The sequence below is a fragment of the Frankia sp. BMG5.23 genome (assembly GCF_000685765.2).
Classification (GTDB): domain Bacteria; phylum Actinomycetota; class Actinomycetes; order Frankiales; family Frankiaceae; genus Frankia; species Frankia casuarinae.
In genome coordinates, this window is the sequence record NZ_JDWE01000022.1 from 41,370 (window position 1) to 64,551 (window position 23,182).

The 23,182-nt window shown below is 69.9% G+C and carries 20 protein-coding genes; 11 read left to right on the forward strand and 9 right to left on the reverse strand.

What is annotated here, in order from left to right; all coding sequences use genetic code 11:
- Positions 1-78 precede the first annotated feature (78 nt).
- From BMG523DRAFT_RS24500 to BMG523DRAFT_RS12125, 6 genes are all read left to right on the forward strand, one after another.
- A complete protein-coding gene (locus tag BMG523DRAFT_RS24500) occupies positions 79-279 on the forward strand; it encodes a hypothetical protein (RefSeq protein ID WP_023839961.1) in 201 nt (66 codons plus the stop codon).
- Positions 280-1,153: 874 nt separating this feature from the next.
- Positions 1,154-1,741: a hypothetical protein gene (locus tag BMG523DRAFT_RS26475; RefSeq protein ID WP_052154510.1), complete on the forward strand. Its 588-nt coding sequence runs from the start codon at positions 1,154-1,156 to the stop codon at positions 1,739-1,741.
- Positions 1,742-1,958: 217 nt separating this feature from the next.
- Positions 1,959-3,005 carry a thioredoxin-disulfide reductase gene (trxB, locus tag BMG523DRAFT_RS12110; RefSeq protein WP_011438890.1) on the forward strand — a complete coding sequence of 349 codons (1,047 nt, stop codon included), beginning with the start codon at positions 1,959-1,961 and terminating at the stop codon, positions 3,003-3,005.
- A gap of 154 nt (positions 3,006-3,159) precedes the next feature.
- Positions 3,160-3,486, forward strand: coding sequence for a thioredoxin (gene trxA / locus BMG523DRAFT_RS12115; RefSeq protein ID WP_011438891.1), 327 nt, complete (start codon positions 3,160-3,162; stop codon positions 3,484-3,486).
- 363 nt (positions 3,487-3,849) lie between these two features.
- A complete protein-coding gene (locus tag BMG523DRAFT_RS12120; protein WP_023839959.1) occupies positions 3,850-5,136 on the forward strand; it encodes an N-acetylmuramoyl-L-alanine amidase in 1,287 nt (428 codons plus the stop codon).
- A 177-nt stretch (positions 5,137-5,313) separates the two neighbouring features.
- Entirely contained in the window at positions 5,314-5,952 is a 639-nt protein-coding gene (locus BMG523DRAFT_RS12125) for a GNAT family N-acetyltransferase (RefSeq protein WP_011438893.1), read from the forward strand.
- Between the two features lie 239 nt (positions 5,953-6,191).
- Here the strand turns inward: BMG523DRAFT_RS12125 and BMG523DRAFT_RS12130 are convergent, their stop codons facing one another.
- The 9 genes from BMG523DRAFT_RS12130 to rpmH all read right to left on the reverse strand — a co-directional run bounded on the left by BMG523DRAFT_RS12130 (position 6,192) and on the right by rpmH (position 14,303).
- A complete protein-coding gene (locus tag BMG523DRAFT_RS12130) occupies positions 6,192-7,193 on the reverse strand; it encodes a ParB/RepB/Spo0J family partition protein (RefSeq protein WP_011438894.1) in 1,002 nt (333 codons plus the stop codon).
- Complete coding sequence (locus BMG523DRAFT_RS12135; RefSeq protein ID WP_011438895.1) at positions 7,193-8,185, reverse strand: ParA family protein; 993 nt, start codon at positions 8,183-8,185, stop codon at positions 7,193-7,195. Before BMG523DRAFT_RS12135 ends, BMG523DRAFT_RS12130 begins: the two co-directional genes overlap by 1 nt.
- On the reverse strand, positions 8,148-8,945 hold the full coding sequence (rsmG, locus tag BMG523DRAFT_RS12140; RefSeq protein ID WP_043591214.1) for a 16S rRNA (guanine(527)-N(7))-methyltransferase RsmG: 798 nt from the start codon (positions 8,943-8,945) through the stop codon (positions 8,148-8,150). Before rsmG ends, BMG523DRAFT_RS12135 begins: the two co-directional genes overlap by 38 nt.
- A gap of 320 nt (positions 8,946-9,265) precedes the next feature.
- Positions 9,266-11,140, reverse strand: a complete 1,875-nt coding sequence (locus BMG523DRAFT_RS12145) for a hypothetical protein (RefSeq protein ID WP_011438897.1) — start codon at positions 11,138-11,140, stop codon at positions 9,266-9,268.
- Positions 11,141-11,153: 13 nt separating this feature from the next.
- A complete protein-coding gene (locus tag BMG523DRAFT_RS12150; protein WP_011438898.1) occupies positions 11,154-11,708 on the reverse strand; it encodes a R3H domain-containing nucleic acid-binding protein in 555 nt (184 codons plus the stop codon).
- Positions 11,709-11,825: 117 nt separating this feature from the next.
- Positions 11,826-13,214, reverse strand: a complete 1,389-nt coding sequence (gene yidC, locus BMG523DRAFT_RS12155; protein ID WP_011438899.1) for a membrane protein insertase YidC — start codon at positions 13,212-13,214, stop codon at positions 11,826-11,828.
- 12 nt (positions 13,215-13,226) lie between these two features.
- On the reverse strand, positions 13,227-13,757 hold the full coding sequence (yidD, locus tag BMG523DRAFT_RS12160) for a membrane protein insertion efficiency factor YidD (RefSeq protein WP_011438900.1): 531 nt from the start codon (positions 13,755-13,757) through the stop codon (positions 13,227-13,229).
- Positions 13,754-14,125, reverse strand: a complete 372-nt coding sequence (rnpA, locus tag BMG523DRAFT_RS12165; RefSeq protein ID WP_041258073.1) for a ribonuclease P protein component — start codon at positions 14,123-14,125, stop codon at positions 13,754-13,756. Before rnpA ends, yidD begins: the two co-directional genes overlap by 4 nt.
- Before the next feature lie 40 nt (positions 14,126-14,165).
- Entirely contained in the window at positions 14,166-14,303 is a 138-nt protein-coding gene (gene rpmH / locus BMG523DRAFT_RS23090; protein WP_011438902.1) for a 50S ribosomal protein L34, read from the reverse strand.
- 883 nt (positions 14,304-15,186) lie between these two features.
- Between rpmH and dnaA the strand changes: the two genes are divergently transcribed.
- The 5 genes from dnaA to gyrB all read left to right on the forward strand — a co-directional run bounded on the left by dnaA (position 15,187) and on the right by gyrB (position 23,087).
- Entirely contained in the window at positions 15,187-16,875 is a 1,689-nt protein-coding gene (gene dnaA / locus BMG523DRAFT_RS12170) for a chromosomal replication initiator protein DnaA (protein WP_043591202.1), read from the forward strand.
- A 735-nt stretch (positions 16,876-17,610) separates the two neighbouring features.
- Positions 17,611-18,819 carry a DNA polymerase III subunit beta gene (gene dnaN, locus BMG523DRAFT_RS12175; protein WP_043591203.1) on the forward strand — a complete coding sequence of 403 codons (1,209 nt, stop codon included), beginning with the start codon at positions 17,611-17,613 and terminating at the stop codon, positions 18,817-18,819.
- Between the two features lies 1 nt (position 18,820).
- On the forward strand, positions 18,821-20,029 hold the full coding sequence (gene recF / locus BMG523DRAFT_RS12180) for a DNA replication/repair protein RecF (protein ID WP_043591206.1): 1,209 nt from the start codon (positions 18,821-18,823) through the stop codon (positions 20,027-20,029).
- Positions 20,019-20,840, forward strand: coding sequence for a DUF721 domain-containing protein (locus BMG523DRAFT_RS12185; protein WP_011434481.1), 822 nt, complete (start codon positions 20,019-20,021; stop codon positions 20,838-20,840). Before recF ends, BMG523DRAFT_RS12185 begins: the two co-directional genes overlap by 11 nt.
- A 312-nt stretch (positions 20,841-21,152) precedes the next feature.
- Positions 21,153-23,087 (forward strand): DNA topoisomerase (ATP-hydrolyzing) subunit B, encoded by a 1,935-nt coding sequence (gene gyrB / locus BMG523DRAFT_RS12190; protein WP_035729010.1) that lies wholly within the window; start codon positions 21,153-21,155, stop codon positions 23,085-23,087.
- The last annotated feature ends 95 nt before the right edge of the window (positions 23,088-23,182 follow it).

The window sequence follows — 23,182 nt, forward strand, 5'->3', positions numbered from 1 at the left end:
TCCACCCGCCGAGGTCCTGGTGACCGCCCCCGACGCCGAGCTGGACCGCGCCGCCGTACCGCCCGCCCGACGCTGCCCATGACGACTACCCCGAAAGGCCATATTCGTGATCCGGCCGATCCCGGCGAGTGCGTCGCCGAGCATGACCCGCCCCTGGGCGTCGAGGAGGCGCTTGACTGGCTGACGCCCGGGTTGCGGACCGCCGTGGCGCTGGTGGACGTGGCAGGGGACCCGTCGCCGAGGCGGCGGGGCTGCCGGGAGTTCCGGTCGGGACGGTGAAAAGCCGGCGCTCGCGCGGCCGCGCGCAGCTCGCCGTCCTGCTGGATCCCCCCGGCCAGGGAACCCGGCGGCTTCGCCCACCGTCTCAGAAGGAAGACACCAGGATGCGGCGGGCTCACCGGGGCGGCAGCCCGTTACCCGAGGTCGGCCCGTCGGCCGCGGCCCCGCGGGCGCGGCCGACGCCATCCGGATCTGCCGAAGGAGGTGATCAGCAATGGCGACTGAGCCTGCGGGGGACCGACGTCAACCGGCGGCTCCCTCCGGTCCCTTCCCGGCGGGTCGCCGCTTGCGCACGCACGGGCATCACCCGGACGCCGAGCTGCTGGACGCCTTCACGGACGGAGAGCCGCTCCCCCGCTCCGTCCGCGAGCATATCGAGGGCTGCGTCTCATGCCAGGAGTCGATGGTCGCCCTGCGCAGGGTCCGTACGGACCTCTCCCGCCTGGCGACCCTGACGATGCCCGGCGAGGTGGCCGAACGCCTCCAGGCTGCGCTGGCGGCCCACGCACCTGCTCCCTCTCGGCCGGGACCGGGCCGGAACCCGGCCGCGCCGACCGGTCCGGGGCCCGCGAGCTCCGGCTTCGTCGGCACCGCGGGAGCCGCCGGGGTCACCGGCACGGAACCCCTCATGGGGGATACCGAGGCCGTCCACACCGATACGGGGGATGACACGGGGCGTGCCGGTGCCGTAGGCGCTGGCACCGGTGGGCGGGCGGCGAGTGGCAACGGGCCAAGGCGACCCGGCCGAGGTCAGGCGGGGGCTGGGCTCACAGACCGTCAGCCGGCCTGGCACCGGGATCCGCGGAGCCGTCCGGGTACTCCAGGTACGCCGGGTACTCCAGGTACGCCGGGTGCGCGCCCCCGACGGGACTGGGTGTCCATCGTGGCGGTCTGCATCGCCTTCATCACCTTCGGAGCGGCGATCTTCGTGTACCACGGTCTGCGGAGCGCCAACGTCGATCACAGGGTGGCGGCGTCCAACCCCGTGGACAGCTCCGGCCCGGCCGGCGGCTCGGTGGTGGCCGAATACGGCTCCGCCAGCTCCGTTCCCCTTACCGTGATGGCGCTCTCGCAGACGAGCGTCGCTCCCTCGGACGTCGTGCGGCACGGCCGGGAACTGCTGGCCGGCCGGATCCCAGGGTCCGCGGCGCTGCCGCTCGTGCCGTCCGCGCCCGCGGCGGCCGGCCGCACGACGACCCCTGCGACGGTGGACGTCGACCGGTTGCGCTCGGTGCTGGACACCCCTGACCTGCGTCCGTGCTACCAGAGCCTGACGGCGCAGACGGGTGGCACAATCCTCGCTGTCGACCGCGTCGTCTACAACGACCAGCCGGCGCTGTTGATCGTGCTCTCCGTGCCCATGCAACCGGCGGTGGCCAGGGTGCTGGTCGTCGACGCCCACTGCGGCGTCACCACCGTCTCCACCGCGCCGTGGTACAGCGTGTCCACGCTGCGGCATTGAGGTGGTGGTTGACGCATCGCGGGGCCGGGAGCCCAGCCGTGGCGCGCACCGGTGGCGGGCGCGGATGGAATCAGATGCCCGCGGAGACGGTTGTCGCTGTCGGACACCGTCTCCATGGACGGACCGATGAACGAGGAACTCGGATGAAGCCGGGGCGACAGGTACCGGCGAGGGCCCACCCGGCTCACAGGGATCCCGTAGCGTGAAAGGAGCGGGTGTGACAGCCCAGGAGGACGGCCAGGATGTCACCGGCCGCAGCAGCCAGCCCGACGGCGATGACGACATACGCGATGTCGTCATCGTCGGTTCGGGCCCGGCAGGGTACACGGCCGCTGTCTACACCGCCCGGGCCAACCTACGGCCACTCGTGTTCGAGGGCGCGGTATCGGCCGGCGGAGCGCTCATGAACACCACCGAGGTGGAGAACTTTCCTGGGTTTCCGGACGGCATCCAGGGTCCGGAGCTGATGGAGAACCTGCGACGGCAGGCGGAGCGGTTCGGAGCCGAGCTGGTGGCCGACGACGTGACCGAGCTCGACCTCGCGGCGAACCCAAAGGTCGTCAAGATCGAGGACAGGACCTACCTCGCCCGCACGATCATCGTCGCCACCGGTTCGGCCTACCGCATGCTCGGCGTCGAGCACGAGGAGCGGTTGCTCGGCCGCGGGGTCTCCGCCTGTGCGACCTGCGACGGCTTCTTCTTCCGGGATCAGGACATCGCGGTGGTTGGCGGGGGCGACTCGGCGATGGAGGAGGCGACCTTCCTGACCCGCTTCGCCCGCTCGGTGACGGTGATCCACCGGCGGGACAAACTCCGGGCCAGCGCGATCATGCAGGAGCGGGCCTTCGCCAACGAGAAGATCCGGTTCCGGTGGAACGCCGAGGTCACCGAGCTCCTGGGCGCGGACAAGCTCACCGGCGTCCGGCTGCGCGACACCGTCACCGGTGAAGCGAAGGATCTTCCGGTCACCGGACTGTTCGTCGCTATCGGTCACCTTCCGCGTACCGAACTCGTCCGTGGTCAGCTCGACCTCGACGACGCCGGCTACATCTCGGTCGCGCACCCGACCACGAAGACGAACCTGGACGGGGTCTTCGCCTGTGGCGACGTGGTCGACCACACCTACCGCCAGGCCATCACCGCAGCCGGCACGGGCTGCGCCGCCGCGCTCGACGCGGAGCGCTTCATCGCCGCCGGGGAGGGTCCGGGCGAGGTGACCACCGTGGCTCCCCGGGTCGTGACCCCGACGCCGCAACCCGCCTGATCCGGGCATCTGTCCGGGCGGCCGATCAGGCGGCGCCGGAGCAGGCCCGCCCGACCCGGCTGTCCGAAGGCCGTTCGGGCGCCGTCCGCGGGCCACCACCGGCCTGTTGATCGCCTACCCGTCCACCAAAAGATCATCCATCAGGGAGAACAACATGGCAGGTTCCACCACCCCCGTGACCGACAGCACCTTCGTGACCGAGGTGCTGGAGAGCGACAAGCCGGTCCTGGTGGACTTCTGGGCCGAGTGGTGCGGCCCTTGCAAGATGGTCGCACCCGTCTTGGAGGAGATCGCCAAGGAGCATGGCGAGAAGCTCCGGGTCGTCAAGCTGAACATCGACGAGAACCCGGAGACCGCCCGGAACTACCAGATCATGTCGATCCCGACCATGGCTGTGTTCGTCAAGGGCGTGATCGACAAGAGCATCGTCGGCGCGAAGCCGAAGGCCGCCCTGCTGCGTGACCTCTCGGTCTACATCTGATCTCGTCACGCGGTCGTTCCACCGTCGGCCCGCCGGGTGTGATCCCGGCGGGCCGACGTCGTTCCCGGACCGGTCCGCGCCGGTTCGCCCACGACAACCGGATACCACGTGCGGACCGGGAACTTTCTCCCGCCGTCACGAGCATCGGGGGAGTATCACGGCGGCCCGGTCACGCACGGTCAATACTGGAGGATTCGGTTCGCGGCCGGTCGAGACCGCACGGGCATGCCCTAGGCTTGAGATTCAGCAATCGGCCGTCGGCGCATCATTCGTCGACGCGGTGGCCCCGACCATCGGGTTTCGCCAGGGGCACCGGGTTTCGCCAGGGGCACATTGGGCAGGCGAGCTGAAAGGTATGCATCGGTGAAGCTGCTGCGTCTGGGAGACCAAGGTTCCGCCGTTGCCGAGGTTCGGGCGGCCCTGACCTATCTTGGTTTTCTTCCCGTGACGCCCCGGCAGAGCCGGGATCCGGCCGGCCCAGGTAAGGGTGACCCAGGTAAGAGCGCTCCGGATAAGAGCGCCCCGGATAGAGGTGTTACCTCCGCCGCGGAACCGTCCCAGGGCACGCGGGTCCCGGCTGTCGACGGTACTCTCGGCGGTGTTCCGGCCGAGCCGGCCGAGCCGGCCGATCGGTTCGACCGAGATCTCGACAACGCGCTGCGCGCCTTTCAGCAGAGCCGGGGGCTGTCCGCCGACGGGATACTCGGTCCGGACACGGCGCGTGCCTTGGAGGAGGCACGCCACAAGCTCGGCGACCGTCTGCTCTACCACAGCCCCGCGTACCCTTTTGTCGGCGATGACGTGGCGGCGCTCCAGGAACGCCTGTTCAACATGGGTTTCGACGTCGGCCGCACGGATGGGATCTTCGGGCCACGCACCGAGTCCGCGGTCCGCGACTTCCAGCGCAACCGGGGTCTCGATCCGGACGGCCAATGCGGGCCACACACCCTGCGCGAGCTCAAACGCCTGCAGCGCACGGTCACTGGTGGCCGGCCCGACATGCTGCGGGAGTCCGTCCGGCTGTTGGCCCACGGCTCCTCGCTGCTCGGAGTCGTCGTCGCCATCGATCCCGGCCACGGTGGCGACGATCCGGGCATCGTCCGCGGCAACCTGTGCGAACGGGATCTCATGGCCGACCTCGCCGCTCGGATGTCCACGCGGCTACTCGACTCGGGCCTGCGGGCGCACCTCATCCACGGCCTGGACGAGTCCCCCAGCGAGGAGGAGCGGGCCGCGCGGGCGAACGAGCTCGAAGCGGATCTCCTGATCTCGCTGCACGCCGACAGCAGTCCATCCCCGCGCGCCCAGGGGGTGTCGGCCTACTACTACGGCAACGCGCGCGGGTCGTCCGCCGTGGGTGAGCGCTTCGCCCAGCTCGTCCACCGTGAGATCGTCTCCCGGACCGACATGCTGGACTGCCGCACCCATCCGAAGGTCTGGAGCCTGCTTCGGCGGACCCGGATGCCGGCCGTACGGCTCGACCTCGGATATCTGACAAACGAACATGACGCCAAGGCCCTTGGCTCCACCGCATTCCGGGCAACCGTCGCCGAGGCGGTGCTCGCCGCAGCCCAACGACTCTTTCTCCCACCCGAGCAGGACGCGCCGACGGGCCAGCTTCACGTCCCCCGCCTCGCCAGCCGCACCTGACCGGCCACCAAGGCGTTCCATCGACAAGGCTGACGTTTCACGTGAAACGAGGCCGGTGCGTCGATGGGGAAGATTCATGCTCGGCAGCCTAGGCTGATTCCGTGACAGCCTCCGCATCCGTCGACGTTGACCTCGGCGGCCGGAGGCCCGGTAGCCGACCCATGGAGCGCCTTTTCGATGAGCCGTCGCATCGCGAACATCACCCTGGACAACATCGACGATCTCCCTCTACCCTGCCGCCGCTGCGTCTTCTGGGAGCTCGATCCGGTGGCCCGGAGCCGCGCGGAGGAGGCCGGCGGCACCGACCTCGAGAAGGAGGCGTGGGTTTCCCTGGCTCTCCTGGAATGGGGAAGTTGCGGAAAGATCGCCTATATCGACAACGTCCCGGCCGGATTCGTGATGTTCGCTCCGCCGGCCTACGTGCCTCGATCGGTGGCCTTTCCCACCAGCCCGGTCTCACCGGACGCGGTGCTGCTCATGACAGCGTCGATCGTCAATGAGTTCACCGGACAGGGGCTGGGGCGGATCCTCGTCCAGTCCGTCGCCAAGGACGTCATCCGCCGCGGCTTCAAGGCGGTGGAAGCGTTCGGTGACCTCCAGAACTCGGGTACCCGCTGCATCCTGCCCGCCGACTATCTCCTCGCGGTCGGTTTCAAGACGGTCCGGCCCCATCATCGATGGCCGCGGCTGCGGCTAGAGGTGAAGAACGCGGTGAGCTGGCGAGAGGACGTCGAGGTCGCCCTGGAACGTCTGCTGGGATCGATGACGCCGGAGGGCATGCTGCGCAAGGTCAGCCAGGCCGGCAATCTGGCCTGAGCACGGCGATCTGGCCTGAGCACGGCGATCTGCCCTGAGCACGGCGATCTGCCCTGAGCACGGCGATCTGCCCTGAGCACGGCGATCTGCCCTGAGCACGGCGATGGCCCGGCACTCGGCGGGCCATCGGCAGACATGCGCGCGGCCACCCGGGGGAGTCCGGCACAGCCCTGGGACCGCGCGATCCGCGTCCGGCTCAAGAAGCCCAGAGAGCCCCGAGCGAACCCCGAGCCGGACGCCTAGTCCAACAAGCCGTCGACCGAGGCCGACGGCGACATCACGGCGACGATCCGCTCCAGATCCTCGATCGAGGCGAACTCGACCGTGATCTTCCCCTTACTGCGGCCCATGTCCACCTTCACGCGGGTCTCGAAGCGATCCGAGAGGCGGTCGGCGAGCCTCACCAGGGCCGGTGAGGCGGCCCCTGGTGCCCGCGACGCCCGCTTACGCGGGGCCTCGTCGTCCAGTGCCACGATCTCCTCGACGGCCCGCACCGAGAGACCTTCCGCGACGATGCGGGTGGCGAGCCGGTCCTGGGCGTCCGGATCCTGTAGCGAGAGCAGCGCGCGGGCATGACCCGCCGACAGCACGCCGGCCGCCACCCGCCTTTGTACCGCGGGCGAGAGCCCGAGCAGCCGGATCATGTTGGTGACATGCGACCGGGACCGCCCGAGCCGACTGGCCAGTTCCTCGTGCGTCGCCCCGAAGTCGCGGAGCAGCTGTTCGTACGCCGCAGCCTCCTCCAGCGGGTTGAGCTGCTGGCGGTGGAGGTTCTCCAGCAGCGCGTCGCGCAGCATGGCGTCGTCCGCGGTCTCCCGCACGATGGCGGGAATCCGGGGAAGCTTGGCGATCTTCGATGCACGCCACCGGCGTTCACCCATGACGAGCTCGTAGCGCTCGGGGGCCACCTCGCGTACCACGATCGGCTGGAGCAGCCCGACCTCGCGGAGGCTCGCCGCCAGCTCTTCGAGGGCGTCCTCATCGAAGTGAGTCCTGGGCTGGCGCGGGTTCGGGCTGACCGACTCGACGGGGATCTCGCGGAAGGTCGCCCCGTGTACGGGCAGCGGCCCGGTGCCGTCGCCGGAGCCGCGATTCGTCCCCCGGCCGCCGTAGCCACTGGCGTAGTCGGCGTAGTCAGCGTAGTCAGCCGAGGCGGTGCCCGCCTGACCGTCGAGGGGAGGAGGAGCAACCGGGATGAGTGCCCCCAGCCCTCGCCCCAGACCACTGCGCCGAGCACTCATCACGCCGCTCCATTCGAGTCCCGACCCCGTTCCGCGAGTTCGCGCGCCGCGGCCAGATAGGACAGCGAGCCGCGCGACGTCGGATCGTACGTCAGCGCGGACTGCCCATAGCTCGGCGCCTCCGCCAGACGCACGTTCCGGGGGATGGTAGTGGACAGCACCCGGTCCCCGAAGTGTTCCTTGACCTCATGGACGACCTGGTCGGCCAGTCTGGTCCGGGAGTCGTACATCGTGAGCAGGATGGTCGACAGACGCAGCTCCTGGTTCAGGTGCGCCTGCACCAGTTCCACGTTGCGCAGCAACATGCCGAGGCCCTCCAGCGCGTAGTACTCGCACTGGATCGGGATGAGCAGCTCACGGGCGGCCACGAGGGCGTTGACGGTCAGCAGCCCAAGAGAGGGCGGGCAGTCGATGAAAACATAGTCGACGTCCCGTTGCATGCTCGCGATGGCCCGCCGAAGCCGATTCTCCCGCGCCACCAGCGACACCAGCTCGATCTCCGCGCCGGCAAGATCGATCGTTGCGGGCGCGCAGAACAGCCCCGACGCCTCGGCGGACTTCACGATGACCTCGTCGAGGGGCCGATCCCCCACCAGAACCTCGTAGATCGAGGGGACCCCGGAGTGATGGTTGACGCCGAGCGCCGTCGAGGCATTGCCCTGCGGGTCAAGATCGATCACCAGGACCCGGGAGCCATGAGATGCCAGCGCCGCCGCCAGGTTGACCGTCGTCGTCGTCTTCCCCACACCGCCCTTCTGGTTGGCGACCGAGATGATGCGCCGCCGGGTGGGGCGAGGGAATGGTTGTCGTCGTTCTACCGCCAGTGCTTCCACTGCTGCTGCCGCCGCCGCTCCGATCGGGGTCGAGGGATCGAGCAGGTCCAGTGCGGGGAGCGCGGAGTCATAGCCCCGCAAGCCCCCACTCCTGGTCCCACCCTGGCCCGCCGACGCTGTTTCACGTGGAACGAGACTGTCCACGTGTCGGCTGGTCACGACCGACCTCCCGTGATCGGAGTGAATCCCGTGACGTCCGTCTGACCTGTCTGCCATCGTGCCGCTCACCGTCGCCGCGCCCTCCCCTGCTCTCGGCCCGGGTGCGCTGGGATGAACGTACGGCCCGGAGGACACGGGCGGGTTCCTCCACCCGCCCCTCCCCGCACCTCACGACATCCACGGGATGCCAACCCTGAGTTCCGAGACCGCTGCGCGCGTCCTGCAGTTCCTCCAGGATCCGTGAACCGCGCATCGCCAGCATGACACCACCTGGTCGTAGCATCGGAAAGAGGATTGCGCCCAGCCGCTCCAGGGGAGCGACCGCGCGGGCTACGGCTATCCCGAATCTACGACCGTCCGGGCCGATTCCGGCATCTGGCGCGCGGCCACGTACCACAGAAATCTGGTCCTCCAGGCCTATGGTCGCCACAACCTCGTGCAGGAATCGGCACCGGCGTTCCATCGGCTCGAGCAGCACCACCCGCAGATCCGGGCGGGCGAGCGCCAGCGGGATACCCGGCAGCCCCGCGCCGCTGCCGACGTCCACGACATCGGCCTGCACCGGGACCACGTCGGCCAGGACCGCGCAGTTGAGTACGTGGCGGTCCCAGAGCCGGTCAGTCTCACGCGGACCGATCAGCCCGCGTTCGACCCCGTCGGTCGCCAGCAACTCGACGTAGCGCGCCGCGGATTCGGTCCGCGTGCCGAAAATCTCCACCGCGACGGGGGGCACCTCGGGGGCATCCGGGAGACCCGTCATGGCCGGATCCTCCGCCGTGCCGTGCGACCAGCCCGCGCCGGCCGGGCCGCCTGCGTCACCTCGACCGGCCACAGCATCGAGCCGAGCCGGGTTGGGACCGTGGGCATCACCAGGTGACCGCCGGCAGCGGGTGGGTGGAAGACCGGATCCGTGGACCCGGCCGGACAGGACGAGAAGGCCGGACAGGACCAGAAGGCTGGACAGGACGAGGAAGTCAGAAGACCGCGCACCCGACAAGCATCCCCGCCGGCCTCGACATGCTCCCGCCGCCACCCCCCCCCCCCCCCGCGGGAGGCACGGTTCCGGCCCGGGGACGGATGTCAGGTCGTCCGGTAGGACACCACGGTCCGCCGCGGCCGATCGAGTCGCGGGGCGGCGCCGGCGCAGCGATCGAAGACGGTCAGCGTTCCGGTGAGGGGGAACTGCCAGCCACGGCCGGCGCACCACCCCGCCCGGGGCAGCGCGGCCAGGTCGGGCGCGAGCGCCGGGCGCTCCGCGTCGAAGAGGAAGACGAGCAGCCGGGTCGGCGGGACCCGGCGGTTCGCCAGCTCGCCGACCAGGGAGGTACCCGCAGCGCCGAAGAAGATCGTGTCCTGCCGTGGTACCCGGGCCGGTACCCGCCCGGCGCCGGCGCTGGGGAGAGCTGCCGGCTCACGCGCCGGGTCGTCACTCGCCTCCATCGCGTACAGCCAGCCAGGCCGGGCGAGGCGACCCCCGACCACCACCAGGTCTCCCGGGCGGTGCAGCTGCCGGGCCGCGATGGCCGCGTCGACCATCCGATCGAGGCCACGAGTCCGGTGCCGATGATCCCAGAGCTGCCCGCTTCCCGACAGCGAGGTTCCCAGGAGCGGGACACCAAGCAAGATGATCATTGCGAGGCCGGCCAACGGCAGCACGGCGGTCGGAGAAATCGTGTTCGCGCTGGCGCTCGACGTCGGCGAGACACCGGAAACATCCAATCGTGACCGCTTGGTTACGGTTCCTCCGGTAGGGAGGGTCGGGGTCGCGGCCATCGGTGCCGGTACGGCCGGCTGAGGCCCGGCGGCGGGGATACGAGGTCGCACCGCCGCCACGAACAGGGCCACCAGCCGCCGGGTGCCCACCACGATCACAACGACGATCAGTGGCACGACGAAGAGGTTGGTCCGGGTCGGCCCGAACGGCCAGTACCGCGCGGCGCTCGCTCCCAGCATCAGCACCTGGGCTCCGCCGAGCGCGGTGAGGAGCAGCCTGCCGTCCGGTCGTCGCGCCAGCACGAGGACGCCGGTCAGGCCGGCGATCGACACCGCCACGGCGAGCAGCACCGAGACAACCGGTCCCCCGGGCACCGTCGCATGGATGAGGCTCGGGTCGAACCGGTCGATGCCGGGCGGCATACCGGTAATGAAGGCTCGCATCTGATCGACGATGAAGCGTACGGCCTCGACCGGCCCACGACCGGCAATGAACTGGCGATCCCAGTAGTCGCCGCGACGCTGACTGGACTGGTGCCCGATGAAGAACACGGTGTGTGCCACGCTGATGGCGACCGCGGGCAGGCATTCCACCAGTCGCCAGCGCCGCGCCGGACCGCGCCATACCTCCGCGGTCGCCAACGGCAGCACCAGAAAGATCCCGGGCACGGCGGTCAGGGCCAACAGGCCCGCCGCGGTGCGTCGCAGGAGCCGGGCACGGGAGAACCCGCCGGTGACAGGTGCAGGCCACGGGGACAGCGAGGGCCGCGGAGATGATCCGGTCGACCAGGCGAGGACGATGCAGACAGCGGCCAGCGCCTCGACGGAATACGGCTTGAGTTGGGTCGCGAGATCCAAGAAGGTCACGTTCAGGCACAGCCAGCACGTGGCGAACACCGCCGCGACCAGGCCGGTGAAACGGCGGGTGAGCAGGACGATCGCGGCACCGAGCAAGGGCACGGCAAGATACCCGGGAAGCCGGAGCGACCAGCTGTGCCAGCCGAGGAGCTCGCCGGCCACCCGGGTCAGGCCGAACCAACCCAGCGCCGAGGGGGTGTTGGCGACGGTCAGCTCCGGCCAGAACGAGGACGCCGGTTCGCTGACGAAGTGGGCGCGCCAGATCTCGTCGTACCAGAAGGGTCTGGTCAGATAGGCATGCAGAACGCCGAGCACGGCCGCCAAGCCGACACCCACGGCGGCGGCCAGCACGAGGGAACGCGTCGGCCGGCGCCGACCCGCCATCGGTCGGCGCCGGTCAGCCGAGAAGGATGACTACCCGGCGGCCGGGTTCCTCGCCCTCGGACTCGCTGTGCACGCCGTCGATCCCGGCGACGGTGTCGTGCACCACCTTGCGCTCGAACGGCGTCATGGGAGCCAGCTTCTCCGGCTCACCGCGCGTGATGGCACGCGACGCCGCGGCGATCGCGATCTTGCGTAGCTCGACCCGCCGCCGGGCGCGATGGCCGCCGACGTCGAGCATGAGACGGCTGCGGGTGCCCGTCTTCTGGAGCACCGCGAGCCTGGTCAGTTCCTGCAACGCCTCCAGCGTCTCGCCGCCCGCCCCGATGAGCTTGTCCAGCCCCTCGCCCACCACGGCGACGACGGCGCGGCCGCTCTCGACGTCGAGGTCGAGGTCACCGTCCATGTCGACGATGTCGAGCAGACCCTCGATGTAGTCGGCGGCGATCTCGCCTTCCAACTCGAGATCGGACAGACGCCGATCCTCCGTGCCGGCGGTCTCGTCCGAGGAAGCGTGCTCGTCGGAGGCTCCGGCTCCATCCACAGCCAGTTCAGGTGCCGAACCGGTCATCAGCGACTCTCCAGGGGAACGGGGACAGCGGAGCAGAGATTACGGGATGCCGCCACTCGATGACGAAATCGGGTCGGCAGCCTGCCTGCCGGTCGGTCGGGAACGGCGTCTCCCGGATCAACGCCGCCCACCGGGCCGCTTGCTCTTGCCGCGCCGTTTCGCGGGTCGGGAGCCGCCGACCTGGCGCCGCACTCCGGCGGGTACGGGTGCCGGCCGGGGCGTGCTCTCCCCGTCGGAGGGCGCCGTCGGCCCGCTCGCCGCGCTCTGCCCGGCATTCTTGCCCGGGGCGTTCCTGCGGCCCGCCGCGCTGGTCTTCGCCTCCGCGCTGCGCCCCGTGGATGCGGCCGTGGTAGCGGCGACGCCGTTGTCCGAGACGCCGTTGTCCGAGACGCCACCGCCCGAGACGCCGTTGGCCCCGGGACCGCCCGGCGCCCCCGCCTTACCGCTCTTCGGGGTCGTCGCCGCTTTCGGGGTCGTCGTGGTACGGCTCGCGGTCGAGGTGCCGTTACGGGACCGGGTGCCGGGGGGAGCCGTCGAGGACGTCCGACCGGCCGCCGCGGCACCGGAATCGCCGCCCTTGGTCGGGGTCACCGAGGCGGACCGGGGGCGGTTCTTCGACTTCGCCCCGGCTCGGACACCGGGAGCCGGCCGAGCGGGGGTGACGGCACCGCCGGCGGCCGGACGGGCACCGGGCAGCCGGCCGTTCGCATCCGCGGGCTTGATCGGCGGCATCTTCTTCATGATGAAGAACTGCTGGCCCATGCTCCACAGGTTGGTGGTGAGCCAGTACAGCAGCACAGCGATCGGGAAACGGAAACCAAAGAAGGCGAGCATCAGCGGGGAGCCATAGAGCAGCGCCTTCTGCACCATCGCCTGCTGCGGGTCGAGCGGCCCGGTGCGGGCCATGATCTGGCGCTGCGTGAGGAAGGTCGTAAGACCCATCAGCACGATCAGGACGATCGCGAGAATCCTGACGTGCGTGCTGTCGACGCCGAGGAAGTGCGAGAAATCGCCATCGGAGGTGAACTTGCTCGCCAGCGAGATGCCGAACACCTTGGCCGAGGCGATCTGCTCCACCTGGTCTGCGGAGAGCCCGACCCGGGGACGCCAGACCAGCGAGTGGTTCGGACCCTCGTTCATCGGCGCCAGGTGGGTGAACACGTGGAACAGCGAGATGAACAGCGGGATCTGGAGGAAGATCGGGAGGCAGCCGAGGAGCGGGTTTCCGTGCTCCCGCTGCAGCGCCATCATCTCCTGCTGCATGCGGGGTTTGTCGTGCCCATGCTTCTCCCGGATCTCCTTGATCCGGGGCTGCATCATCTGCATCGTCCGCTGCGACTTCACCTGCTTGACGAACAGCGGGAAGATCAGAATACGGACGCAGACGACCAGCAGGACGACCGAAAAGGCCCAGGAGAAGAAACTGTCAGCACCAAAGATCGGCGCAAATCCCCGGTGAAAGAAGACGATCGCGTTCGCCGCGAGGTGGTATAGGGGATCCAACAACGGTCTGACTCCTCACACCCACGGTCCACGACCGGAACCGACGATCTCGGCCCGCATCCCCTGACTGGGAGACGGGGGACCATGCCTGTGGACGGGCGGTACGGCGACGGCCGGATCGCCCGCGCTCCGACCGTCGGGAGGCCCGCCGGGGTCGGCCGTCGCGCCCCTGGGTCTCCGAACGATTCCCGGACCCGGATCCGTTCCCGGCACGGGGTCGTAGCCGCCTGCCGCGAGCGGTTGGCAGCGCAGCAACCGGGCGACGGCGAGGACACCGCCACGCACACCCCCGTGGCGCCGCACCGCGGCCAGCGCGTAGGCGCTACAGGATGGCTCGAACCGGCACAGGCCGGCGTTGCGGGCCGACCAGCCGGCTCGGTAGAGCCGCACGAGCCCGGCAAAGGTCCAGGATAGGGGACCGCGTACCGCGCCGTCGGCGTTGCGGGCGACCCGCGGCAGGCGGCGCCACACCATCCGGGAGGCCAGCAGGAGGTCGACGACGGCCGCCGTGGCCAGCAGCACGACCAGCACCGTCCCGGCGGTCATCGTCCACGCCCATCCGGGCGCCTGGCACCCGCCGGCCGGGCCACCCTGGTGAGCGCGGTGTCCAGCGCACGGCCGAGCTCCGCGGAGCTCGCCGTCGCCGCATCGGGCAGCGCACGCACGACCAGCATCGTCCCTGGCGCGAGCGTGTCCAGCCGAACCCGTACCTGTTCCCGCAACCGGCGCCGCACCCTGTTACGCACGACCGCCTTCCCCACCCGGCGGCCGACCACGAAGCCGGCCCGCGCCGGATCGTCGCTTGTTGTCCACAGGCTGTGGACAACAAGCGGACCGGATCGGGTTCGCCGACCCATGGTCCCCACCCGGGCATGTTCGTCCCGGGTTCGGACGCGAGAGCCCTCAGGAAGCATGACCGGCGGGGGTACCAGCAGGACCAGCGGGAACCCGCCGTCAGGCGGAGAGCTCGCTGCGGCCCTTACGACGGCGGGCGGACAGGATCGCGCGGCCCGCGCGAGTCCGCATGCGCAGTCGGAACCCGTGCGTGCGGGCCCGCCGACGGTTGTTCGGCTGGAAGGTGCGCTTACTCACGTGAGAACTCCGTCTGCAAGATGGACGCGGGCGGTGATCTTCGCCGCCGAGGGAGAGTGGGCCGCACCACACGGTCCTGACAAGCAGATCCCACGACAAACGAAGCGGTCTAACACCGCGGTTCGGCCTAGCCTACACAGGGCGGTGCCTCGGACGGTCCGGCGGCGAGGGATCGCTGCCGGGCAGGGGGCCTTCGGCGGCCGGCGGCTCCGGGCCCGCCGGCCGCCGGCCGCCGCTGGCCGCACCACCATCATTCGGTCATCACCCGGTCGCCGCCAGGGCAACCCGGACACGACGGCACCACACCGGAGGTCAAGGTGCGAGCGCACCGCGGCCGCGGCGGGCCGGCATCCGTCCGGCGGCCGTGGAATGCCACACTGCCGTGGCGGGCCCTCGGTGCCGCCGACGATGGGGCAGGGACGCGGCGCGGCCACCGCGGATACGTTCCGGCCCCGGCACGGCGGCTCGGGCCGCGCCTTACGATCCTGGTGGCAACGTCTCACTCGGGGCGGGCACCAGACGGCGTCAGGTATGCCCGCGTTCGGTGAGAACGACCGGCTCGGTGCACCCTGACCTGTGGAAAACGCCTGTGGAGAGGGCGGTCGGCGGAGGGGCCAGGGCGGAACGGGGGGACCTGAAGCGGATTCGAATGACCTCACTAATACAGGTTCATCCCCGGGAACGAGCCGGTTGCGCCACGCCGCATGCCGTGTCGTGTCCATGCACAGGTTGTGGACGACGATGTGGAGAACCATCGCGACGAGGCCCCTCGGTCGCTCGGTGGCCGGGGACCACATCACCAGCCGCATCAGCCGCGGCGCACCTCCAGCACGCGGGGAGCAGCACCACCCGCAAACCGTACCGAACTGCCCGAGGAGCCCCCGTGTCCAACCTCCGCGCCGACTCCGTCGCCGGTCTGCCGTTCGGGGACGAGCCTTCGGGTGACCCGGACCTGGCCGCGGTGTGGAGCCAGGCCGTCGCCGGGGTCGCCGACGGCACGCTGTCCGCCCAGCAGCGTGCCTGGCTGCGGCTGACCCGCCCCCTCGGGCTCGTCCAGGACACGGCTCTGCTGGCCGCGCCGAACGAGTTCACCAAGGATCTCCTCGACTCGCGCCTGCGCCCCTTCTTGTCCACAGCGTTGTCCACAGCCTATGGGCGGGAGATCAGGGTCGCGGTCACCGTCGAACACCTGCCCGATCCGGAACCAATGAGCGGACCGATCCGGATCGTACGGCCGGTGGATGCCAGGGGCGACACCACACCCGGCCAGGGCTCGGGCCCCGCCTCCGGTTCGGCGTTGAACGCGGGTAGCGGATCAGGATCGACCGGCGCCGCCGCAGCCCCGGTGCCGCCGACGAGCCCGGGCTCGTCGGCGGTGCCGGTGCCGGCGCCGGCACCGGCACCAGTGCCGCCGGCGCCGGCGGCACTGGTGAACGGCGAACTGCCCTTCCCCGACGCCACCGAGGGAACACCACCGGTACGGGTCAGCGCGGGTCTCGGACGCGATGCGGCGCCGCACGAGACCGAACCGGCCCAGGCCCGGCTGAACCCCCGCTACATTTTCGAGACGTTCGTCATCGGCGACAGCAACCGGTTCCCCCACGCGGCAGCGGTGGCCGTCGCCGAGGCACCCGCGAAGGCCTACAACCCGCTTTTCATCTACGGGGACTCCGGGCTCGGCAAGACTCACCTTCTGCACGCGATCGGTCACTACGCACTCAAGCTCTACCCGAACATGCGGGTGAAGTACGTGAGCTCCGAGGAGTTCACCAACGACTTCATCAACTCGATCCGGGACGACCGCCAGCAGGCGTTCCAGCGGCGCTACCGTGACATCGATGTCCTGCTCGTTGACGACATCCAGTTCCTGGAGAACAAGGAACGGACGCAGGAGGAGTTCTTCCACACCTTCAACGTCCTGCACGACGGCGAGAAGCAGATCGTGATCAGCTCCGACCGCTCGCCCAAGCAACTCTCGGCCCTGGAGGACCGGCTGCGCAGCCGCTTCGAGTGGGGGCTGATGACCGACATCACCCCGCCCGACCTCGAGACGCGCATCGCCATCCTGTCGAAGAAGGCGGCTACGGAGCGCCTGCCGGTACCCCCGGATGTCCTCGAGTACATCGCCACGCACATCGAGCGCAACATCCGTGAGCTGGAGGGGGCGCTGATCCGGGTCGCGGCCTTCGCGAGCCTGAACAAGTCCCACGTCGACCGCACGCTCGCCGAGATCGTGCTGCGTGATCTCATCCCCGATGCCGGCAATCCCGACATCACGGCCGCCGCCATCATGAACGCGACGGCGGCGTACTTCGGCGTCTCGATGGAGGACCTGTGCGGCACCTCACGTAGCCGCGTGCTGGTCACCGCCCGTCAGATCGCGATGTACCTGTGCCGGGAGCTGACCGACCTGTCGCTACCGAAGATCGGCCAGCACTTCGGGGGTCGGGATCATACGACGGTCATGCATGCCGATCGCAAGATCCGCGGTCTGATGGCGGAACGGCGCGCGATCTACAACCAGGTCACCGAACTGACAAACCGCATCCGTCTGCAGGCCCGGCAGGCCTAGCGCCACTGCCCACTGCCCACCGCCGCCCACCACCGCCGGGCAGCACCACCGCCGGGCAGCACGGTTCCTCCTACCTCCCCCCGGCCGGAACGTCCCGCGGACCGGTGGCTGCCGCCCGAAGGTGGGGTGTGACGCCTCGCCGGGTGTCACACGTGGCGCAGGAACCGGACGCCGCGGGGCAGGACTTCCCCAAACGACCCCGGACAACCACGGACGGCTGGGGACAACCGGGGACGACCTCACCGAGCCCACGGGGTGGTTCCGCCCACAGCTTGTGGAAAACGTTGTGGACAGCCTGCGGTCGGAACGGTGGAGTGGCAGTGGACAGCCTGTGGACAACTCGGGGATGGCCTGTGGAGGGACAACGTGGTCCTTGTGGACGCAGATCGGGCCTGGGGATAACCACTGCGCGCATGCACAGATCCACCCACAAGATTTGCACCGGCCAACAACCCCTCTGACCTGCAGAAACAGAGGTTATCCCCAGTATCCACACCCCCTACTACTACGACCAACTAGATCTTTCTAAGAATGATCAAAAGCTCTTAGTACTAGGGGGTGTGGACAACGGCTCGAGCGCGGCTCCGAGAGCCCTACGTGCCGCGACTCGGCCCCGGGCAAGCGCCCGGGGCACGGCCGACCGCTCGTCGGCGCCTGCTGGCACTCTGAGATGCTGGTCGGTGTTCCCTGCGGGGTGACTCCGAACAACCGGAGGGAACGACAGGAGGCCTAACCATGAAGTTCCGGGTGGAACGGGACGAATTCACCGAAGCGGTCGCCTGGACCGCACGCACGTTGCCGAGCCGGCCGACCACCCAGTTGCAGGTGCTCTCGGGCCTGCTCCTCGACGCGACCGGACCGATACTCAAGATCGCCGCGTACGACTACGAGGTGGCCGCCCAGTGCACGGTGCACGCGACCGTGTCGGAGGAGGGGCGCGGGCTCGTCAACGGCAAACTGCTCGCGGAGATCACCCGGGCGCTGCCCGCGGCACCGGTCGATCTGGGCATCGACGGCACCCGCCTGGTGATCACTTGTGGCAATGCTCGGTTCGCGTTGCCGATGCTGCCGGTGGACGACTATCCCGCCCTTCCGGCCATGCCCCCGATCACGGGGCACATCGAGGGATCCGCGTTCGCCGCGGCGGTCTCACAGGTGGCGATCGCGGCCGGTCGTGACGACACGCTGCCGGTCCTCACCGGGGTCCGTATCGAGATCGAGGGGGACACTCTCACCCTCGCCGCGACCGACCGTTACCGGCTCGCCGTGCGGACGTTGAAGTGGCGGCCGTCGGAGACAGCCGCCGGGCCCGATGAGGACGGCGTGACCGGTGTGGACAGCCCCCCGCCCACACCGGTCACTGTCGCTCTCGTGCCGGCCCGCACCCTGCTCGACACCGCGAAGTCGTTGTCGGGTTCGGGGGTGGAGGTATCCATCGCGCTCGGGACCGGCCCCTCCGGCGAGACGCTGGCCGGTTTCGCCGGCTCGACCCGGCAGACGACGACCCGGTTGCTCGACGGAAGCTTCCCGCCCTACCGCAAGCTGTTGCCTGACAGTTCGCCGTTGATCGCGCAGCTGGAGATCGCCTCGTTGCAGGAGGCCGTCAAACGGGTGGCGCTGGTCGCCGCGAAGACCGCACCGGTGCAGCTGACGTTCTCCCCGGACCACCTCGTGCTGGAGGCCGGGACGGGCGGTGAGGCGCAGGCGACGGAGACCCTCCCGGTGACCTACGACGGACCGGAGCTGTCCGTGGCGTTCAACCCGTCGTACCTGCTCGACGCACTCGGGGCGCTGGAGTCGGACGTCGTACGGATCGGTTTCGCCAGCGCGGAGGACCCGGCGGTGGCGGCGAACAAGCCGGCGATCCTGACCGGGAAGGCCGACGACGACGGCGAGGTCCCCGACTACCGGTACCTGCTGATGCCGATCCGCCTGCACGGGTGACGTGCACCTCACGCACCTGTCCCTCGTCGACTTCCGTTCCTACCCGGCCCTTGACCTGACTCTGGGTCCGGGAGTGGCCACCTTCGTGGGTGGTAACGGCCAGGGGAAGACCAACGTGATCGAGGCGATCAGCTATGTCGCCACGTTGGCCAGCCACCGGGTCGCCGGGGACGCCCCGCTGGTCCGTGACGGCGCGTCTCGGGCGGTCATCCGCGCCAGGATCGTCCGGGGTGACCGGGCCGCGCTGGTGGAGATCGAGATCGTTCCGGGAAAGGCGAACCGGGCCCGGTTGAACCGGGCTCCCGTCGCCCGGCCGCGTGACATCGTCGGTCTGCTGTGCACCGTGCTGTTCGCCCCGGAGGACCTGGCCCTGGTGAAGGGGGATCCGGCGCAGCGTCGTCAGTTCCTCGACGAGCTGCTGATCGCCCGGACCCCAAGGATGGCCGCGGTCCTCGCCGACTACGACCGGGTCCTCAAACAACGATCGACCCTGCTACGCACCGCCGGGACGGCCCGGCGAGCTGGGGGGCAGGGAGATCTGCGCACCCTCGATGTCTGGGACGGGTACCTGGCCGCGCATGGCGCCGAGGTGCTGGCCGCGCGGTTGGCACTCGTCGACGCGTTGCGGCCGGCCGTGGCCGCGGCGTACGAGGCCGTCGCCGGCGCCGAGTCCGCTACCGCGCTGGACTACCGTTCCAGCGTCACCCTCCCGGACATCTTGCATGCGTCCGGTCCACCCGGTCCACCCGGTCCACCGGGCCAGCCAGAGCAGCCGGGCGCGGGTCGGCCGGATCCGGCGGCACCGGATCGGACCATGCTGGCGGAGGCGATCCGCGCCGATCTGGAGGCCGCCCGGCCACGGGAGGTCGAACGGGGGATGACGCTGGTCGGTCCGCACCGCGACGATCTGCTCTTGTCGATCAACGGGCTCCCGGCCCGTGGCTACGCGAGTCACGGCGAGTCCTGGTCCCTCGCCCTCGCGCTCAAGCTGGCCTCGTTCGACCTGCTGCGTGCCGATGACCGCGAGCCGGTCCTGCTCCTGGACGACGTCTTCGCCGAATTGGACACGCGCCGCCGCGGTCGGCTCGCGGAACTCGTCGCCTCCGCGGAGCAGGTGCTGGTCACAGCCGCGGTCGAAACCGACGTTCCCACAGAGCTGACCGGGGTGCGGTACGCCGTCGCCGGAGGAGAGGTCCAGCATGCCCACTGAGCGCCCGGACCCCCGGGACCATCCCACCGTGCCCGGATCCACCGTGCCCGGATCCACCGCATCCGGGCGGTCCCGGGGAGGGGCCGGGCGCCGCGGGAAGACCGAGGGGCCGGACGGCACCGCAGCCCACGGAGCGGACCTGGCTCGGGAGATTCTCGCCCAGGTCAAACGGGACGCGCGGGAGCGTGGGCGGGGACGGTGGGGCGCCGGCCACACCGCCCGCCACCCGACCGGGCCCGGTCCGGCCGGGCCCGGCACTGGTCGCGGTGGCGGGATGCCGGGTGCCGACGGCGGCACGTGGGCCGATGAGGACGCCTCCACCGGCGCCACCGGGACGGGCGGCCCGTGGGGCCCGGGCTCTCGGACCCGCCTCGGTGCCCGGCGGGCCGACCCGTCGGACGACCAGGTGCCCCGCCGACCGCGGATGCCGGGCATCGCCCCGCCCGGCCGGGAATGGCGCGAACCGGTCGGTTTCGGGACGGCGATCAACCGGCTGCTGGCGGCCCGTGGCTGGAAGGCTCAGGCGAGCGACGCGAACGTCCTGGCCCGATGGGATGCCATCGTCGGGCCGGACATCGCCGACCACTGCACCCCGGTGTCCCTGCGCGACGGAGACCTGGAACTTGTCGCGGAGTCGACGGCCTGGGCGACCCAGCTGCGCATGCTGTCCCGGCAGCTCCTCGGCATCCTGCACCGGGAGCTCGGTCCACACGTGGTCCGCCGGATCGTCGTGCGTGGCCCGACGGCGCCGTCCTGGCGGCACGGGTCCATCCGAACCGGCGGTCGAGGGCCCCGCGACACCTATGGCTGAGGCCGGCCGTTCGGCTGCTGCCCGCCTGACACCCCGGTGCTCCCGGTGCTCTCGGTGCCCCTTGGCGCCTGGATTGTGCCTGTGGTATCCGTCGGTGCGGCTGGGGCGATCATGATGGCTCCGCGGGATCGCGGTGTCGGTGACAGTCGTGGAGGCGCGCCAAGGCGGTCGGGGGAGTCGGTCCGGTAGGGGGGGTTGGCCATCCCCATGTGCGTGGCGCTGCGCAGACGCCAGGGGGCTCCCTGCGTCCGCTATGGCGGGTTGCCGGGTAGACTGGTGGATACTTCCGCCCAGAACGAGGGGACCCGCCGCGTGGCCTACGATGCAAGTTCGATCAAGGTTCTCGAAGGTCTTGACGCGGTCCGCAAGCGTCCGGGCATGTACATCGGCTCCACTGGAGAGCGTGGACTGCATCATCTCGTCTACGAGGTCGTGGACAACGCGGTGGACGAGGCGCTCGCCGGTTACTGCGACACCATCACCGTGACGCTGCTTGCCGACGGCGGGGTGCGGGTCACCGACAACGGCCGTGGCATTCCCGTCGGCATGCATCCCACCGAGAAGCGGCCCGCCGTCGAGGTCGTGCTGACCACCCTGCACGCCGGCGGGAAGTTCGACGGCAAATCGTACGCGGTGTCCGGCGGGCTGCACGGAGTCGGCGTCAGCGTGGTCAACGCGCTGTCCACCCGGCTCGACGTGGAGATCCACCTGGATGGGCACGTCTGGTTCCAGCCGTACGTGGCGACCCGCCCGGACAAGCCGCTGGCCAAGACCGGTACCACCCGCAGGACCGGGACGTCGGTCACCTTCTGGGCGGATCCGACGATCTTCGAGACCACCGAGTACAAGTACGAGACGCTCTCCCGCCGCCTGCAGGAGATGGCCTTCCTGAACAAGGGGCTGTCGATCACGCTCGTCGACGAGCGTGACGAGGAACGCGTGGCGGTCACCTACAAGTACGCCAACGGCCTGGTCGACTTCGTCGGTCACCTCAACGCCACGAAGGACACCATCCACCGCAGCGTGATCTCGCTGGAGTCGAAGGGCGTGGGCATCGAGGCCGAGCTCGCGATGCAGTGGAACGGCGGCTACACCGAGTCGGTCTACACCTTCGCGAACACCATCAACACCCACGAGGGCGGCACCCACGAGGAGGGCTTCCGGGCCGCGCTGACCAGCGCCGTCAACGCCTACGCCAAGGACCAGAACCTGCTCAAGCCGGTGAAGGCGGGGGCCAAGAACAGCGACGAGCGGCTCTCCGGCGACGACATCCGGGAGGGCCTTACCGCGATCATCTCGGTGAAGCTCGCGCAGCCGCAGTTCGAGGGCCAGACCAAGACCAAGCTCGGCAACACCGAGGCCAAGAAGTTCGTCCAGGAGATGTGCTACTCAGCGCTCAAGGACTGGTTCGAGGTCAACCGCACCGAGGCTCGGGCCATCGTCAGCAAGGCGCTCGACGCCCAGCGGGCCCGCATTGCCGCCCGTCAGGCCCGCGATCTGACCCGGCGCAAGGGTCTGCTCGGCGGCACCGGCCTGCCGGGCAAGCTCGCCGACTGCCAGTACACCGATCCCGAGCGGTGCGAGCTGTACATCGTCGAGGGTGACTCGGCGGGTGGGTCGGCCAAGGGTGGTCGAGACTCGAAGTTCCAGGCGATCCTCCCGCTGCGAGGAAAGATCCTCAACGTCGAGAAGGCCCGCATCGACCGCGTTCTGAAGAACACCGAGGTCCAGGCCCTCATCCAGGCGCTGGGTACCGGCATCCACGACGATTTCGACATCGCGAAACTGCGCTACCACAAGATCGTTCTGATGGCGGACGCCGACGTCGACGGCCAGCACATCCGGACCCTGCTGCTGACGCTGCTGTTCCGGTTCATGCGCCCGCTGGTCGAGGCCGGTCACGTGTTTCTGGCGCAGCCGCCGCTCTACAAGATCAAATGGGGTAGGGAGGACTGGGAGTACGCCTACTCCGATCGGGAGCGCGACGGGCTGGTCGCCCGCGGGGTGGAGTCCGGGCGCAAGCTGCCCAAGGATGCCATCCAGCGCTTCAAGGGTCTCGGCGAGATGAACGCCACCGAGCTGTGGGACACCACCATGGACCCGGACCGGCGCATCCTGCTGCAGGTCACGCTCGACGACGCGGCGGTCGCCGACGAGTTGTTCTCCGTGCTCATGGGTGAGGATGTCGACGCGCGTCGCAGCTTCATCCAACGTAATGCCAAGGACGTGCGTTTCCTGGACATCTGACCCGGCCGTGTCGCGTGCCTCGGACCGGTCGTCGGGTGACCCCTCAGGTCGGTCCGGGCGCGGCGATCCCGACGGTCCGGCCCGGCGAACGGAGG